Source organism: Alteromonas sp. ALT199 (assembly GCF_018619335.1).
Classification (GTDB): Bacteria; Pseudomonadota; Gammaproteobacteria; order Enterobacterales; family Alteromonadaceae; genus Alteromonas.
Genome location: NZ_JAHHDX010000058.1, coordinates 26,465 through 41,348, shown reverse-complemented (window position 1 = coordinate 41,348; position 14,884 = coordinate 26,465). Strand labels below are relative to the sequence as shown.

Here is a 14,884-nt window from a genome sequence, read left to right as displayed (position 1 = left end):
CTTTATGTACAGAGGGGCGTATTAATATTAAACAAAGTGTGGTTAATAATTACCCATAGCGTTTTTTCTTTCTCTACAGCTCTTTATTTATGCTGTTTTCGTTCGTCTGTAATGGTTTTAGTCAAGTTCTTTTTTTCAGGTGACGTTAGATTTATTATCAGTTCTGAATTATCTTTCACCAGCCTTTAATTCGTTCTGCATTTCAACTCAATTAATTGATGTTTCATCGCTAACTTTTGAATTGTTAACATGCTTGTTAATGGTTTTTTAAATCTAACATGTGGGTTGTGTGCAATTTAATCAGTATTCGCTTTTGTTGTGCGTTTCTTAACGTTGAGTAATCGCTACTTATTCTTCAAGTGTTTTTACTCTAATTTAAACGCCAGCAAGTATTGACTATGTCAAGTGTAGTAAATGCTTAATTTTTTGTTTAACTCAAAACTAGCTAACGGAGGGTTATTTCATCGAGATTTAGAAGGAAAAAATCCCCCCGAAAAGCGTTTAAGTCATGCTGATTAGGGGGAAACGGGAAGATTGTTATGCACTGATCTTTTGCGTTAATTCTTGTCTTACTATCGCAGCACCAACGCTAAGTGCTTCAAGTTTGCCTCTTGCAATATCTCGTGACAGGGGAGCCATACCACAATTGGTACAAGGGTAGAGTTTATCTGCGTCTACGTACTTCAAAGCTTCGCGCAAAGTAGCGGCCACTTCTTCTGGGGTTTCTATGGTATCGGTGGCAACATCAATGGCACCAACCATCACTTTCTTTCCTTTTAGCAAGGATATGAGCTCGATAGGAACATGGGAGTTGTGGCATTCCAATGACACTATATCGATGTTCGACTTTGCTAGCTTAGGGAAGCTTTCTTCGTATTGACGCCACTCTGAGCCTAGCGTTTTTTTCCAGTCGGTGTTTGCTTTAATGCCGTAACCGTAGCAAATGTGTACCGCGGTTTCACATTTTAGCCCTTCAATAGCGCGCTCTAGTGCAGCAATTCCCCATTCGTTTACTTCATCAAAGAAGACGTTAAATGAGGGTTCGTCGAACTGAATAATATCAACACCAGCAGCCTCTAGTTCTTTCGCTTCTTGGTTTAGAATCTTGGCGAATTCCCACGCGAGCTTTTCTCGGCTTTTATAGTGATCGTCATACAAAGTATCAACCATAGTCATTGGGCCGGGCAACGCCCATTTAATAGGCTGATCGGTTTGGCTTCGTAAAAACTTAGCGTCTTCAACGAACACCGATTTGGGCCGTGTAACTGCTTGCGTTACGACAGGTACGCTGGCGTCGTAACGATTGCGTATACGCACGGTTTTGCGGTTTTCAAAATCAACACCGTCAAGATGCTCAATAAACGTGGTTACAAAGTGCTGACGGGTTTGCTCACCGTCACATACTATGTCGACACCAGACACAGCCTGTTCTTGAAGCGTAACGCGAAGCGCGTCTTTTTTACCTTCTTTTAGGGCGTTACCTTCTAGTTTCCATGGCGACCACAACGTTTCAGGCTCTGCAAGCCATGAGGGTTTGGGAAGACTGCCTGCAATAGAGGTGGGAAGTAGTTTTTTCATGTGATTCGTAATCTTTAAGTCAGTAATTTATATGGATGCAGATGGGGCTAACTGTTCCGCCCCGTCAAAAACTAGAGGCTCAATCTGAGCGAACTGTACGGTGCAATTGGTAACACGCAAACTGCCAATTGCCAGTGTTAGAGCATTTACCTGGCGTAACTTGCCGTGAATTGCTCCAGCTTATGTTGATAGGGCTTAATAAAGTTCTCTTCTACAAACTTGCCTTGTTCAACGGCGAGGTGACTGCGCTCGTCGCGGTCGTACACAATGCGTGTTACCGAGTGGTCGCTATTTTTCAAATTCGGTTTGTAGCTTAAACCTGCTTGTGCGTTAGCGTTGTAGATTTCAGGACGATAGATTTTCTGAAAGGTCTCCATCGTCGCGATAGTGCTTATAAGTTCTAAGTTTGTGTAGTCGTTCAGTAAATCGCCAAAGAAGTAAAACGCAAAAGGCGCAGCACTGTTAGGCGGCATAAAATAACGAACGTTTAAGCCCATCTTTTTGAAATACTGCTCGGTCAACGAGGACTCGTTAGGTTGGTATTCAATGCCTAAAACTGGATGCTGGTTTTCCGTTCTGCGATAGGTTTTGTTATCGGAAACGCTTAAGCAAATAACAGGGAGCTTTGAGAAATGCGCTTTATAGGCTTCTGAGTTAACAAAGTACTGGAACAGTTTACCGTGTAGATCGCCAAAATCGTTAGGTACGCTGAATGACGATTGACCACGGTTATGGTTAGATAGACGAACGCTAAAATCATAATCTCGAACATAAGACGAGAAGTTGTTGCCCACAATACCTTGGGTACGCTTCCCCGTTTGTTTATCGATAATGTTAGTTTGCAAAATCTCGATAGTAGGGAAGGTGTTGCCGTTACCCTCTACGTCGATATCTACCGATACTATTTCTAGTTCAACGGCATAGCGATCGCCACGCTCATTGTCCCAGTTAGCTAACGCGTTAAATCGATTGTTAATCATGCTCAACGCATCGCGTAAGTTCTCTTTCCGGCGCTCGCCTCGCGCTAAATTAGCAAAATTAGTAGTAATGCGCGTGTTGTCTGAAGGACGATAATCTTCATTAAACTGAACGCTGTTAATAGTAAAAGAAAAATTTGGGTTCACGTTGTTGTTCATGAGAATACGCTTTTGTTCCTAAGATTAAACCGAATGTAGTGGAGCCCTAAGTGCTGTACGTACGTTATACGCGGTCTAAACTATGAATAAAAATGATCTTTTTTCATCGAACCATGAATATTTATCATTATTTGAGGGGGGTGAAAAGCACTAGAGGTATAAAAATAGATTCAAACCAATTATCGTAGAGATAGAGTTGAAAATTTCTCTATTTTTCGTCGCAATATCTAGTGCTAAGACAAACGTAAATACTCAAAACTCAAACGCTTTCCACAACGCCCGTTTCAGCTTGTTAGGATCTTCTTCCGCAACCGACTGGTTGTCGAAGCGCATAGTTTTTCGGCTACCTTTGGTGTATTCGCTCCATCCTGGCTCCCCCACTTTTGCAAATCTTACCCAATAGTTTTGCATCGTCTGACTCAGGTTTTCAGAAGGTTTGTCGCCAACAAAATTACTTGCTTCTTCTGTATCTATAGTATCGAACGTATAAGGTACATCGACAAAGTGCGCGGCTCCCAGCTCACCATCGTAAGCGCCCGACTTCCAGCCAAAGTTGTATTTCCATACAGTACTGCCACTTTCAGTTAGAAGCTCTGCTATCTGGATAGCTGGCATTCTAAAGGTATAATCAGACTGAATGTCAGCATAGATATCGCCATAGGAATCATGACCGGTTTTTTTGTAAACCTTTCGTGCATCCTCACCCAAGTTTAAATCATGTAAGAAAAGCGACACTTTGCTCTCGTCAATCGTTTCAATTTCATTGCTCGGCACTAAATACAATCTCGATTCTTGATCTGTACTACCGACGATGGTTGGAATAGACGGGTTAGCACCGTTTTTGAGGCTCAACATTGGTGAATTGATGATCAGCTCGCCATCAACTACGGGTAAGAATGCGGTACCGCCCCATGATAGCATCCCCCATTCACGACGACTTTTAATAGCGTTACCGATATCTACCACGCCTTTGACTAATGCCTCAAACGGCACGTTTGATAGTGCTGCCAGTGTAGGTTCGATACTCAATTTTTTCGCAAATGCTCGTGTCACTTCTGCGGCTTGCGCTTTAGAAATAGCCTGCATAGGGGGGCTTTGCATTATGGCTTTATCAAACAGGGTATTTGCCCGACTGCTACCAAGTAGGATTGCTACGCTGCTTGCGCCGGCTGACTGCCCGAATAAGGTGATGTTGCTTGGATCCCCACCATAATCTTCAATATTGTTTTTAACCCACTTAAGGGCAAGAATTTGATCTAAAGTACCCCGATTATCAGGGGCACCATCGATATGCATAAAACCATCCACGCCTACTCGGTAATTGACAGTGACAATTACTACTCCCTTTTGGGCAAAATGTGACCCATCATAAACACCTTCTCCTGCGTCCGCTCTAATGTAAGCACCCCCTGGAAGCCATACCATAACAGGCCTTTGATTATTATCTGAAAACGCGTCTTCAGGCGCCCAAATATTTACGGTTAAGTCGCCAGGTGCGCCGACTAATTTCACATTCTTTCCTCGCCCTGGCTGTGGTACTGGCGGTTTCATCTCTATTGCGCGCAGTACACCTTGCCACGGTTTTATCGGTTCTGGTGCTTGAAAGCGTTTAGTTTTGACAAAAGGGTCAGCTGCATAGGGGACGCCGTAAAAAGTAACAACATTATTTTTAAGACTGCCTTGTACCTTGCCAAGATGAGTTAAGATTGTAATGGTGTCATTTGTTTTCATTGACATACTTGTCGCCTTACTGAGGGGGGAAGCTGCAGCAATAAGCAATATTGAGCAAAAGCAGAGCAGTCTATATGGGCTGTCCATAGTCTATTCCTTTAATGGTTGCGCAACGCTTTGATTAATTGCTCTTTACTCATGTTCGAGCGGCCTTCAATACCTACTTCTTTGGCTTTTTCATACAGCTCATCTTTAGTACGGTTTTCGTACTTCATACCTTTTCCACCGTCCTTTGACGGTGTTTGCTCACTGTTAGCTTGTGCGTTGGCAATGCGTGCTGATTTCTCCTTACTATAGCCTTCATCGCGCAAGGCTTCGTATGTGTCGTCGTTTTTAATTTGGGTACCGTGATCCTTAGCCATAGTTAACTCCTGTTTTGCAGACTGTATTAGTTACTCATTTTGCTATTTATTCATACTTGTTATTTATAAAGATGGTTTACGCATTTGTTTTTGACCCGTATTTATTGAACATCTTTAAAGGCCGATAGAAATCAGCGCATCGCTAACGCTATAAAAATGTCACTCATCGCAAACGCTAAAATACTCAAAATAACGCTGCACCGTAATGTAACGGCTTAACACGTTAAAACTTATTATGTTGTCAATTTTAGTGCGTCTCATGCACGTAAAAAGGGCATTCATGTCAATGGTTTAGCGTTTTTAAGCTATTGCGCGTTGAAAATTAAGCCATTAGTCTAAAGAAAATGTAGATGGAAGGCAGAGCGAAATATGAATAAGAACGTACAACAAACCACGGTGAACTCTTCACGTCGTAATTGGTTAAAATCAATGGGTTTAGGTGCTGGAGCGGTAGCGCTAACCACCAGTGTCGACAGTTTCATGGGCGACCTTCGTGCGGCGGGCATGCCTACTGAACATTTTCCATCAGCTACACCTAACGTTAATGACGGCCTTATTCGCTTATCGTCGAATGAAAACGCCTTTGGGCCGTCAAAGAAAGCAGCAAAAGCTATGCAAAGCGAGCTTTTGAATCTTGCTCGATATACTGACGCTACGGTTGAAGTGTTAGCGCAAAAAATCGCTAAGCAAGAAGGCGTATCCGCTGATCAAATCGTTATCACTAACGGTTCTTCACCTATTCTTTTTGGCTATGCCGACTGGATCACGAAAAATGGTAATAAGCTAGTAACGTCTATGGCAACCTATGAAGGCGTGCCGCGAGGCGCTGAATTTATGGGGGCAGATGTCACTTACGTTCCCCTCGCTAATGACATGACTTTCGACTTAGACGCCATTGAAGCAGCAGTGACTGAAGACACTACCGCCGTTTATGTGTGTAACCCAAATAACCCGACAGGCAGCATGGTAGATGCGGCCAAACTTACCGCTTTTGCTAAACGCGTGTCGAAGAAAGCGCAAGTTTTTATAGATGAAGCTTATATTGAAATGTCTGACGCTTACCCAGCTAACGTTCAGTCGAAGCTTATTTCAGAAGGGCACAATGTAGTAATCTGCCGTACGTTTTCGAAAATTCACGCCATGGCAGGCCAGCGTCTAGGTTACGCCATAATGCCGGCTGAACAAGCAAAGAGCATGGGCGGTATGCTGCGTATGGGGGGCGTAAACTACTTGGCACTCGTTGCGGGTATGGCTAGCATGGATGACCACGCGAACCTAAACAACATGCGTTCACGGATTAAAACTGAACGTGACAAGTTAGTAAAAGTCGCCGAAGAATTAAAGCAGCCATATGCGCCGAATCCACAAGGGAATTTCATTTACATGGATACTGGTATGCCGCACGAAAAGTTTGCGGAGAAAATGAAAGCTCAGGGTATAAAGGTAGTAGGGCGCACCTGGCCAGGTTACGATTCATGGTCGCGAATAAGTGTGGGTACGCCAGCAGAAACAGACGCGTGCGTTAAAGCACTAAAAGCGGTACTTGCTTAGAAACAACAACAATAAACACCTAGCACAGAAAGAAAAGGCTGAACACTATTTGTGTTCAGCCTTTTTCATATTAGTTGTGCGAAAATACGCGCTACTTTTCGATAGCAAACGTTAAGCCTGCTTTTTCTTCTAGGCGACTAATTAACTTATCGCCTAGGGCTGCTGCTGGTGTGAAAAAGCCCCCAGTTAGGTTTACGTCTTTACACAAACAAAGCGCCGATTCTGAAATCATCTTGCTGGTAGAGCCATAACCAGGGTCTTTATCGCCTTTAACCGATACCGCTAGCATATCACCATTGGTGGCTGTGCCTACAAACATCACATCGTAAAAACCGTTCTCGCGCTCTTCTTTGCTTGGGCCTTCTCCAGGTTTAGGGCCATCATCGCTAGCCAGCGACTTATCTTTAGCTACGTGGTTTGCCATGGCTTCACCTTTCTCGCCAGGCCCCGTCATCATCATTTCATCGTACTGGAAATTCTTACCGTAAGCGTAGCCAGCTAGGTAGTTAGAGCGGTGCACGTTCTTAGTATTGATAGCCGCCATAATAAATGGCGCTACCCACGTACCTAACTCTTCGTCAAAATAAGGTTTGTTGCCATCTGGCTGTGGTTGATTAGTCGAACCATCGGTTAGCGATAGAGGGTTGATAAGTGCTGCCATTACTGACTTGTCTTTGTGCGCTGCTGCCATGGTTGCTTTTAGGCTAGCAGCTGTACCGCCAGAGAACGTGCCCTGCATTTTGCGAACGCGACCTTTAACGTATTCAATCACATCGCCAGTTTGCTTTTTCGCATGCGCTTGTAGGTAGTGAACGCCTAAATCAAAAGGTACAGAATCGAAGCCACAAGAGAACACAATGTTTGCGCCAGTTTCTTTGGCTTTCGCTTCGTACTTATTGATCATTTGGTGCATCCAGGCTGGCTCACCGCAAAGATCTGTATAGCCCGTACCATTATCAATACAAGCTGAGAGTAATTTTTCGCCGTAAATTTGATAAGGCCCTACGGTAGTCAGTACAACGGCTGTGCGCTTTGTCATTGCGTCAAGTGCCTCGGCATCATCACCGTCGGCTACAATGCTAGCAACGCTATCGCTAATGCCTAGTTCTTGTTTTACATCATTAAGTTTAGCCTCGTTACGACCTGCAACTGCCCATTTAACATTGCTGTCACTGCCATACTGCGCCTGAAAATACTCAGCCACTAGTTTGCCTGTAAAACCTGTAGCACCGAAGATAACTACATCAAATTCGCGTTCGTTACTCATTGTTTTGTCCTGTTTTATTCCGTTTCGATACGTGTCATCAAAATGTACTTCCCAATATACGCACAAGCGCCCATATCTATCATTTTTTTAGGTAATATTTGTCTATTCACGAAATTAAACAGTGGATACAAAGAGCCGCTAGGCTAATGCCTCAACAAACCTAGCCAACCGCGTTAAGCCTTCATTTAAGCGCTCTATACTAGTAGCGAAAGAAAGCCTTACATAATGATCTGCATTATGCTCGCCAAAATCATTGCCCGGTGTCAGCGCCACATGATACTGCGATAGCAGAGCGTCACAGAATTCGATAGCACTTAAGCCTGTATGCTTAATGTTGATGTAAGCGTAAAACGCGCCGTCGGGCTGAGCATCCAAACTAAGCCCCATATTTTGAACTGCATTAAAAACAAGAGATGCACGCTCTATTAGCGTGTTACGGTTTTGCTCGCACTGCGCCAAGGCTTCAGGGGTAAAGCACGCAAGGGCGGCTTTTTGAGAGAGGGTAGAGGGGCAAATAAACAAATTCTGCGCGAGCTTTTCGACTATTGGGGTCATAGTCTCAGGCACCACGCACCAGCCAAGACGCCAGCCCGTCATCCCAAAGTATTTTGAAAAGCTATTTATAACTACCACAGTGTCCTGCAGTTCTGAGTTGGCAAGTACGGTTTGAAGTTTAACATCTTTGTTGTTGGTTGATTGAGAAGCTCCAGTATGAGTTCGAGCATCCAAATCATTAGAAAGTGAAAGATCTAAATAAATTTCATCAACAATTAAAAAGCCACCTTTGGCTTTGCAGTATTGTCCAATCTTAACTAATTCGTCTGTATCTATCGCCGTGCCTGTAGGGTTGGCAGGTGTGGCGATAAGCACGCCTTTAGTGTTGTGTTTCCAATTATCGGCAACACTTTCGGCAGTCAGTTGAAAGCTATCTTCACTACGTGTTGGTACTAGCGTCACCTCTGCGCAAACGCGTTTAAAAAGCGTCGATTGCACGGGTAAGAAGGGTCGCCCAATATTACGTTGTCGCCAGACTCTACTAAAGCGGCGCTTGCCAAAAGTAGCGCGCCTGAAGCACCAGCGGTAACTACGACTCGTGATGGGCTTAGTTTTACATCATGTTGGGTTTCATAAAAGCTAGCGATTGATTGACGTAGTTTTGGAATACCCAATGCAGAGGTATAGGGAAAATCTGGGGTATTCAAACTTTCTTTCATTGCCGAAAGTACGGGAGCGGGTGCGCCAAAATCAGGCTCACCAAGATTTAGTCGAATAACGTCTTTACCTTGCTGTTCAAGTACTGTGGCTTTTTCACCGTAGGCCATGGCAAGAAAAGGAGAAATAGCAGTAGCGCGAGAGGCAAACTTCAAAATAAAATCCTTATAAGTAATGCCGATTGAATTAGTGCTGCAATTAGGGCTTACTCTTGGTTGTGATTCAAGATAATTCTTTGAAAAATTCAACTAATCCGTTGGCTTGCTTTGGCCTTAGCTGCTTAAACGAATGAACTTTTCTGCCAGCTCGTCTAGCGACTCTTTATTGCTAGGGTCTGGCTTAACAACATTTATAGGGCACACCGCTACGCAAGTAGGGGCATCGTAATGGCCAACGCATTCCGTACAACGCAATGGATCAATTTCATACACTTTATTGCCCATGCTAATAGCAGCATTGGGGCATTCTAGCTCGCACATGTCGCAGTTGATGCAACTATTCAGAATATGAAGTGCCATGCTTTATTTTTCGCTCATGTTTTGGGGATTTACGGTAGTAGCCGTTTTGCTAAACGGATTTCGGGTATCAACGCCTTCATCTAGGTTTCGCAGAAGTAGAGCAAAATCTAGAGGCACATTTCTAGGTAGCGGTATTCTTACTTGATGTCCCGAACCTTTAGCATTACTAGTGCTATGTTTTTTCTCATCCAGCATTTCATCCAGTGTGAAGGTGATGTTACCGCTTGGAGTCATCAATTCTAGCGAGTCGCCCACACAGAATTTGTTTTTAACATTAATTATTGTAAAGCCAGTTTCTTCACAGCTACCTAGCACTTCACCCACAAATTGCTGCCTATTGCTAACAGAGTGTCCATACTCATAATTTTGATAGTCTTGGTGCGCATGACGACGCAAGAAACCTTCGGTATAACCTCGATGGGCCAAGGTTTCCAAGCTTCCCATTAACGCACTATCAAATGCCTTTCCTGCTACCGCGTCGTCAATTGCTTTGCGATAAACTTGCGCTGTTCGCGCGCAGTAGTAGTGCGATTTTGTGCGCCCTTCTATTTTTAAGCTATGAACGCCCATTTTGGTCAAACGGTCCACATGCTGCACGGCACGTAAATCTTTAGAATTCATAATATACGTGCCATGTTCGTCTTCAAAAGCAGGCATCATTTCGCCGGGCTTTTCTTTTTCTTCTAACATAAACACTTGCGTGCTTGGCGTGCCTTCTCCCAGGGTGGGAATTACCGTCTGAGGTGCGGAGCCCGCTTTATCAAATTCAATGGCTTGAACAATATCTCCGGTTTCATTTTCTTCGCCCGTCTTAACATCGTAAGTCCATCGACAAGCATTGGTGCACGTGCCTTGATTCGGATCGCGTTTATTCATATATCCGGACAATAAACAGCGCCCCGAATACGCCATACAAAGTGCGCCATGCACAAACACTTCCAATTCCATATCTGGAACCTGATCATGAATAGTTTCAATTTCTTCCAAAGAGAGCTCTCTCGACAATATAACGCGCTCAATGCCTTGATTTTGCCAGAACTTGACGGCGGCATAGTTTACGGCATTGGCCTGAACACTTAGATGAATCGGTATTTCAGGGAAGGCATCGCGCGTCATCATTATAAGCCCAGGATCTGACATAATTAGCGCATCAGGCTTCATAGCAATTATCGGTGAAATATCTTTAAGGTAGGTACCAAGCTTACTGTTGTGCGCAGCGATGTTGCTTACAACATAAAACTTTTTACCTAAAGCATGTGCTTCTTTTATTCCTATCGCTAAATTTTCAAGGCTAAATTCGTTATTTCTTACACGCAGTGAGTAGCGCGGCAGCCCAGCGTAAACCGCATCAGCCCCATAAGCGAAAGCGTAGCGCATATTACGCAAGCTGCCCGCAGGCGCTAATAGCTCTGGTGTGACTAGTTTGTCAGTTTTGAATTTAGATTCAGCTGCGCGTTTAATTGAAGAGTTAGAATTAGGTGTAACTGGTGGAGTCATATAAAAACCGCTATTAGACGCTTTAAACAAAGAGGCGGATTCTATAAGCCGTAACATACGCTCTCAAGCCTAAACGGGCGAGGGTTTGATAGAGATCAAATAAAGTAGTTACCTCAATTGAGGCACTACATTATTTAAGGGCACATGAAGTGCATAACAAGGATATTTTACTTACCGTCTAACAACACCTGATAAAGTACATCTTTCAACTCGGCGCGGTCGTGTTTTAGCTGGTGGAGTGTCTCATCGCTTGCGGGCGAACCAAGCTCTTCAAGGTTTCTAATTTCTTCATCTAAGCTGTGATAGCGTTTTGCTTTTTCGGCAAAGTCAGTGCTATTCGCATTCAAACGGTTAATCGTTTCTTTGTGTTCTGGAAAGTCACATAGTAGTGAGTGGTTTTCGCCTAACATAATTGTTCTCCTATTTAATATCCTGAACTGCAACAACCAAGTCGTTCCAGTTACGCTGGTTTTCTAAGTCAAATTGAAGCCCTTGTCTATCTGCTTCTGCAAAGCGCTTCACGGCAGGTGTTTTGCTGGTGGCTTGATAAAGCCAGTAGGCTTCTGCTTTTAACGCTTCGTTTATAGGCTTGTCGATAGATTCATAGACCGCTTGTTTACATGCGTTGATAGACTCAGCTGGAAACAGTGCTATTCGTCTAGCCAAAGCATCTACGTACGGGCCAATTTCTTCGGCTTCCATAGCTTTATTTATGGTACCGTAGGCTTCAGCCTCATCGGCAGTAAAGTCACGGGCGCTTAAAATAATCTCTAACGCTCTGCCAAGCCCAGCCTGTCTTGCCATGCGCGATGCTCCACCGCCACAGGGCAAAATTCCCATACCCACTTCCATCTGCATAAACTTAAATTTACCTCGAACTGCAAAACGCATATCGCATGCAAGTGCAAGTTCATGACCGCCACCACGAGCAACGCCTTCCAGTTTTGCAATAGTGGCTTGCGGCAAGTGGCTTATTCGCTGAAGCACCATTTGTAGGTCAAGTAAGTCAGCGTCTTGCCTAGAGAGTGGCTCTGTAGACATGTCTTTAAGTAGGTTAGTGTCGTAGTGACATACCCAAATTTCGGGGTGAGCAGATTGAAATACTACTACTTTTACGCTTCTGTCGCGTTCAAGTCGCATGGCTAGACCCATCAAGTCTTCTAGCATTTCTTGACCTTGAACGTTTACAGGGCCAAAGTCGAAAATCACGGTAAGAATTGCGCCGTCTTGGTTTGCTTTAAATGTTCTGTAGCCTTCATACGCCATTGTTACATACCTCATATTTTATAATTTGAATAATTTTGTGTACCGGTACGAACATTAGCTTAGCAATATGTCTTAAATTTTATAATTGCTCATTAAATTCAATCTGTTTCAATTTAATATTGATAATTGTGGCAAGGATTTAATTTTATGAGCGGAACCATCTAAATTAAAAATAGTAAGCAAATCGGCCGTTTGGAAACAAAGCAGAAACGCATGGCTAAAAAGCTGACAAAACGACAAATTACCATGGGCAAAATACCTTACATAGGGTAGGCTAGAAATTCACAATAATAGGAACTAACTGCATGCTGCAATTGAACATTTTCCACAAAGCGGCGTTACAGGTAAAAGCATCGACTAAATCGGCTATTGCGTTTACGGTATTGTTTTTCATGTCTACGTCTTCAGCTTGGGCAGCGTTACCAAGCATCAACGAATTCACCAGCGAAATGACCAAGAAAGACGGGTTAATCCCCGTTTACTATGATGATGAAAGCGACAAGGTTTACTTGGCGGTGCCAACACGGCACGCCGAATATTTGTTTCAAAGTAGTTTGCCATATGGCGTAGGCTCAAACGACATTGGCCTTGATCGCGGACAGCTTGGCGACACGCGCTTAGTTAGCTTTGAAAAATTTGGCAACAAGGTTTTATTGAAGCAGCACAATACCAAATATCGGGCAGCCCACGGCAGTGACGCTGAAAAACAAAGCATCAACGAAGCCTTTGCTGACTCTGTCATTGCGGGCTTTAAATTGGTGGCGAAAAACGAAAGCGCCAGCCTTATTGACTATACGCCGTTTCTTTTAAGTGATATTCACGGTATAGGAAATCGTATGGCGCGCACTAGTCAAGGTAGCTTCAGCGTCGATAAAATGAGAAGCGGCGTATACCTACCTAAAACCAAAGGCTTTGAAAAAAACTCTGAGCTAGAAGCTTTAGTCACTTTTGCTGGTAAAAAGCCGGGCGAATACGTGCAGCAAGTTACGCCCGACCCAGAAAGTTTGACTGTGCACTTACATCACTCGTTTGTGGCACTGCCCGACGATAATTACACGCCCAGAGAGTACCATCCATACTCAGGCTACTGGAAATTCAGCTACTTTGATTACTCAACGCCGATTAGTGAACCTACTGAACAGCGGTATATTACCCGCCATCGTTTACACAAGAAAACACCTCATGCGGCGAAGAGCGAAGCGGTTGAGCCTATTGTGTACTATCTAGATCCAGGTATTCCCGAGCCGGTCATGACAGCGCTTAAAGAAGGCGCAAGCTGGTGGAATCAAGCCTATGAAGCCGCAGGTTATAAAGATGCGTTTCAGGTGAAAGTATTGCCGGAAGGTGCCGACCCAATGGACGTGCGCTACAACGTCATTAACTGGGTACATCGCGCAACGCGTGGTTGGTCGTACGGTTCGTCGGTTGTTGACCCGCGTACAGGCGAAATTATCAAAGGCCATGTTACGCTAGGTTCATTGCGTGTAAGGCAAGATTATTTAATTGCCCTAGGCCTAACCAGCCCATTTAAAGACGGCAACACCGACACCACTGTGCAGCAAGAAATGGCATTAGATCGTATTAGGCAACTGTCTGCTCACGAAGTAGGGCACACATTAGGAATAGCACACAATTTTGCAGCAAGTGAAAACAACCGTGCGTCGGTGATGGATTATCCTCACCCAAAAATTAGTATTAAAAACGGCAAAATTAGCCTAGAAGGCGCTTATGACAAAGGCATAGGCGTATGGGATATACACGCTGTAGCATATGGTTACCAAGACTTCGCCAGCGCCGTAGAGGAAGCCGAAGCCTTGGCAAAAATTATCGTAAAAGGTCGCAACGACGGCTTAAGCTTTAAATCAGACCCAGATACTCGCAGCAGTCGCCATGCATCGGCAAACGGCCATATGTGGGAAAACGGAAGCAACCCGCTAGATGCCTTCGACGACATTTCAAAAGTGCGCGAGTTGGCGCTAGCCAAATTAGGTTTAGATACGTTAAGCCCAAACAGCAGTTTGTCGTCCCTTGAAAATGCTTTAGTGCCTATTTACTTGCTACACCGCTATCAGCTAGAAGCCGTAGCAAAGCAAGTCGGCGGTTTAGTGTATGAATACGAGCGCAAAGGTGACTATACCCAAGCGCAGGGCCAACAGTTTGTAGCACCCGCGCTTCAGCAACGCGCTATGCAGCAATTAATTACTGCTACTACCGCAGATTACCTGACTATTCCTGAATCTATACTCGCACTAATTCCACCCACAGCATACGGTGACGACATTACCCGCGAGCACTTTAAGGGTAAAATGGGGTTAATGTTAGACCCGGTTTCTGCCGCAGCTTCGGCATCCAACTTTGCTTTTGAGTTGCTATTACACCCAGAACGCTTGAACCGCCTAGAGTGGCAAACAAGAAGCACTAACGATAGACGCAAAAAAGTAGGCGTTTCAATGCTAGTGAAGCAAATACTTAGCGTACACTGGTATAAAAATAAGACGCAAAGCCCACTAGCAAAGCGCTTACAGCTGGTGGCTTTGAATGCGGTGATGAAAGCAGTAACTAACGATAAGTTGGCGCCTGAAGTAAGAATGGAAGCTGAACTCGCCTTGCTTGAATTTAGCGAATGGTTAGACGATAAGGCTGACGACAATCAGTATGAAATACTGAAAGAGCAGTTTGATACATATTGGGCTAGTAAGACATGGCCAAGTAGCTTTGAAGTAGAGCCACTGCCGCCAGGTTCGCCGATTTAAGGAAGCTGATAAT

At 44.2% G+C, this 14,884-nt stretch carries 11 protein-coding genes and 1 pseudogene; 2 read left to right on the top strand and 10 right to left on the bottom strand.

Going from position 1 to position 14,884, the window contains the following annotated elements:
* Positions 1-537: 537 nt before the first annotated feature.
* From KL866_RS06270 to KL866_RS06255, 4 genes are all read right to left on the bottom strand, one after another.
* Positions 538-1,578, bottom strand: a complete 1,041-nt coding sequence (locus KL866_RS06270) for a methionine synthase (RefSeq protein WP_214994080.1) — start codon at positions 1,576-1,578, stop codon at positions 538-540.
* A gap of 146 nt (positions 1,579-1,724) precedes the next feature.
* Positions 1,725-2,702, bottom strand: a complete 978-nt coding sequence (locus KL866_RS06265; protein WP_214994082.1) for a DUF1852 domain-containing protein — start codon at positions 2,700-2,702, stop codon at positions 1,725-1,727.
* A gap of 264 nt (positions 2,703-2,966) precedes the next feature.
* Positions 2,967-4,451: a carboxylesterase/lipase family protein gene (locus KL866_RS06260; RefSeq protein ID WP_214994078.1), complete on the bottom strand. Its 1,485-nt coding sequence runs from the start codon at positions 4,449-4,451 to the stop codon at positions 2,967-2,969.
* A gap of 92 nt (positions 4,452-4,543) precedes the next feature.
* Entirely contained in the window at positions 4,544-4,807 is a 264-nt protein-coding gene (locus KL866_RS06255; RefSeq protein WP_214994076.1) for a Rho termination factor N-terminal domain-containing protein, read from the bottom strand.
* A 369-nt stretch (positions 4,808-5,176) separates the two neighbouring features.
* On the opposite strand from KL866_RS06255, the gene KL866_RS06250 reads away from it, so the two are divergent.
* The gene (locus KL866_RS06250; RefSeq protein ID WP_025255515.1) at positions 5,177-6,358 is read left to right on the top strand and encodes a histidinol-phosphate transaminase; all 1,182 of its coding nucleotides are present in this window, start codon (positions 5,177-5,179) and stop codon (positions 6,356-6,358) included.
* Between the two features lie 91 nt (positions 6,359-6,449).
* On the opposite strand, the gene KL866_RS06245 is transcribed toward KL866_RS06250, so the two are convergent.
* The 6 genes and pseudogenes from KL866_RS06245 to KL866_RS06220 form a co-directional block, all read right to left on the bottom strand.
* Entirely contained in the window at positions 6,450-7,625 is a 1,176-nt protein-coding gene (locus tag KL866_RS06245; protein ID WP_214994074.1) for a trans-acting enoyl reductase family protein, read from the bottom strand.
* A 138-nt stretch (positions 7,626-7,763) separates the two neighbouring features.
* Positions 7,764-8,992, bottom strand: a pseudogene (locus KL866_RS06240) (aminotransferase class I/II-fold pyridoxal phosphate-dependent enzyme).
* 117 nt (positions 8,993-9,109) lie between these two features.
* On the bottom strand, positions 9,110-9,355 hold the full coding sequence (locus KL866_RS06235; protein ID WP_214994072.1) for a YfhL family 4Fe-4S dicluster ferredoxin: 246 nt from the start codon (positions 9,353-9,355) through the stop codon (positions 9,110-9,112).
* A gap of 3 nt (positions 9,356-9,358) precedes the next feature.
* The gene (yegQ, locus tag KL866_RS06230) at positions 9,359-10,852 is read right to left on the bottom strand and encodes a tRNA 5-hydroxyuridine modification protein YegQ (RefSeq protein ID WP_214994066.1); all 1,494 of its coding nucleotides are present in this window, start codon (positions 10,850-10,852) and stop codon (positions 9,359-9,361) included.
* A gap of 167 nt (positions 10,853-11,019) precedes the next feature.
* Positions 11,020-11,262 carry a YdcH family protein gene (locus KL866_RS06225; RefSeq protein ID WP_025255510.1) on the bottom strand — a complete coding sequence of 81 codons (243 nt, stop codon included), beginning with the start codon at positions 11,260-11,262 and terminating at the stop codon, positions 11,020-11,022.
* A 10-nt stretch (positions 11,263-11,272) separates the two neighbouring features.
* Positions 11,273-12,118, bottom strand: coding sequence for an enoyl-CoA hydratase/isomerase family protein (locus tag KL866_RS06220; RefSeq protein WP_025255509.1), 846 nt, complete (start codon positions 12,116-12,118; stop codon positions 11,273-11,275).
* Between the two features lie 305 nt (positions 12,119-12,423).
* On the opposite strand from KL866_RS06220, the gene KL866_RS06215 reads away from it, so the two are divergent.
* On the top strand, positions 12,424-14,871 hold the full coding sequence (locus KL866_RS06215; protein ID WP_214994065.1) for a zinc-dependent metalloprotease: 2,448 nt from the start codon (positions 12,424-12,426) through the stop codon (positions 14,869-14,871).
* The last annotated feature ends 13 nt before the right edge of the window (positions 14,872-14,884 follow it).

Bases quoted from the DNA above. Each gene is read 5' to 3' on its own strand.
- KL866_RS06250 (WP_025255515.1), top strand. From the start codon at position 5,177: ATGAATAAGAACGTACAACAAACCACGGTGAACTCTTCACGTCGTAAT.
- KL866_RS06255 (WP_214994076.1), bottom strand. From the start codon at position 4,807: ATGGCTAAGGATCACGGTACCCAAATTAAAAACGACGACACATACGAA.
- KL866_RS06215 (WP_214994065.1), top strand. From the start codon at position 12,424: ATGCTGCAATTGAACATTTTCCACAAAGCGGCGTTACAGGTAAAAGCA.
- KL866_RS06225 (WP_025255510.1), bottom strand. From the start codon at position 11,262: ATGTTAGGCGAAAACCACTCACTACTATGTGACTTTCCAGAACACAAA.
- KL866_RS06235 (WP_214994072.1), bottom strand. From the start codon at position 9,355: ATGGCACTTCATATTCTGAATAGTTGCATCAACTGCGACATGTGCGAG.
- KL866_RS06220 (WP_025255509.1), bottom strand. From the start codon at position 12,118: ATGGCGTATGAAGGCTACAGAACATTTAAAGCAAACCAAGACGGCGCA.
- KL866_RS06270 (WP_214994080.1), bottom strand. From the start codon at position 1,578: ATGAAAAAACTACTTCCCACCTCTATTGCAGGCAGTCTTCCCAAACCC.
- KL866_RS06260 (WP_214994078.1), bottom strand. From the start codon at position 4,451: ATGTCAATGAAAACAAATGACACCATTACAATCTTAACTCATCTTGGC.
- KL866_RS06245 (WP_214994074.1), bottom strand. From the start codon at position 7,625: ATGAGTAACGAACGCGAATTTGATGTAGTTATCTTCGGTGCTACAGGT.
- yegQ (WP_214994066.1), bottom strand. From the start codon at position 10,852: ATGACTCCACCAGTTACACCTAATTCTAACTCTTCAATTAAACGCGCA.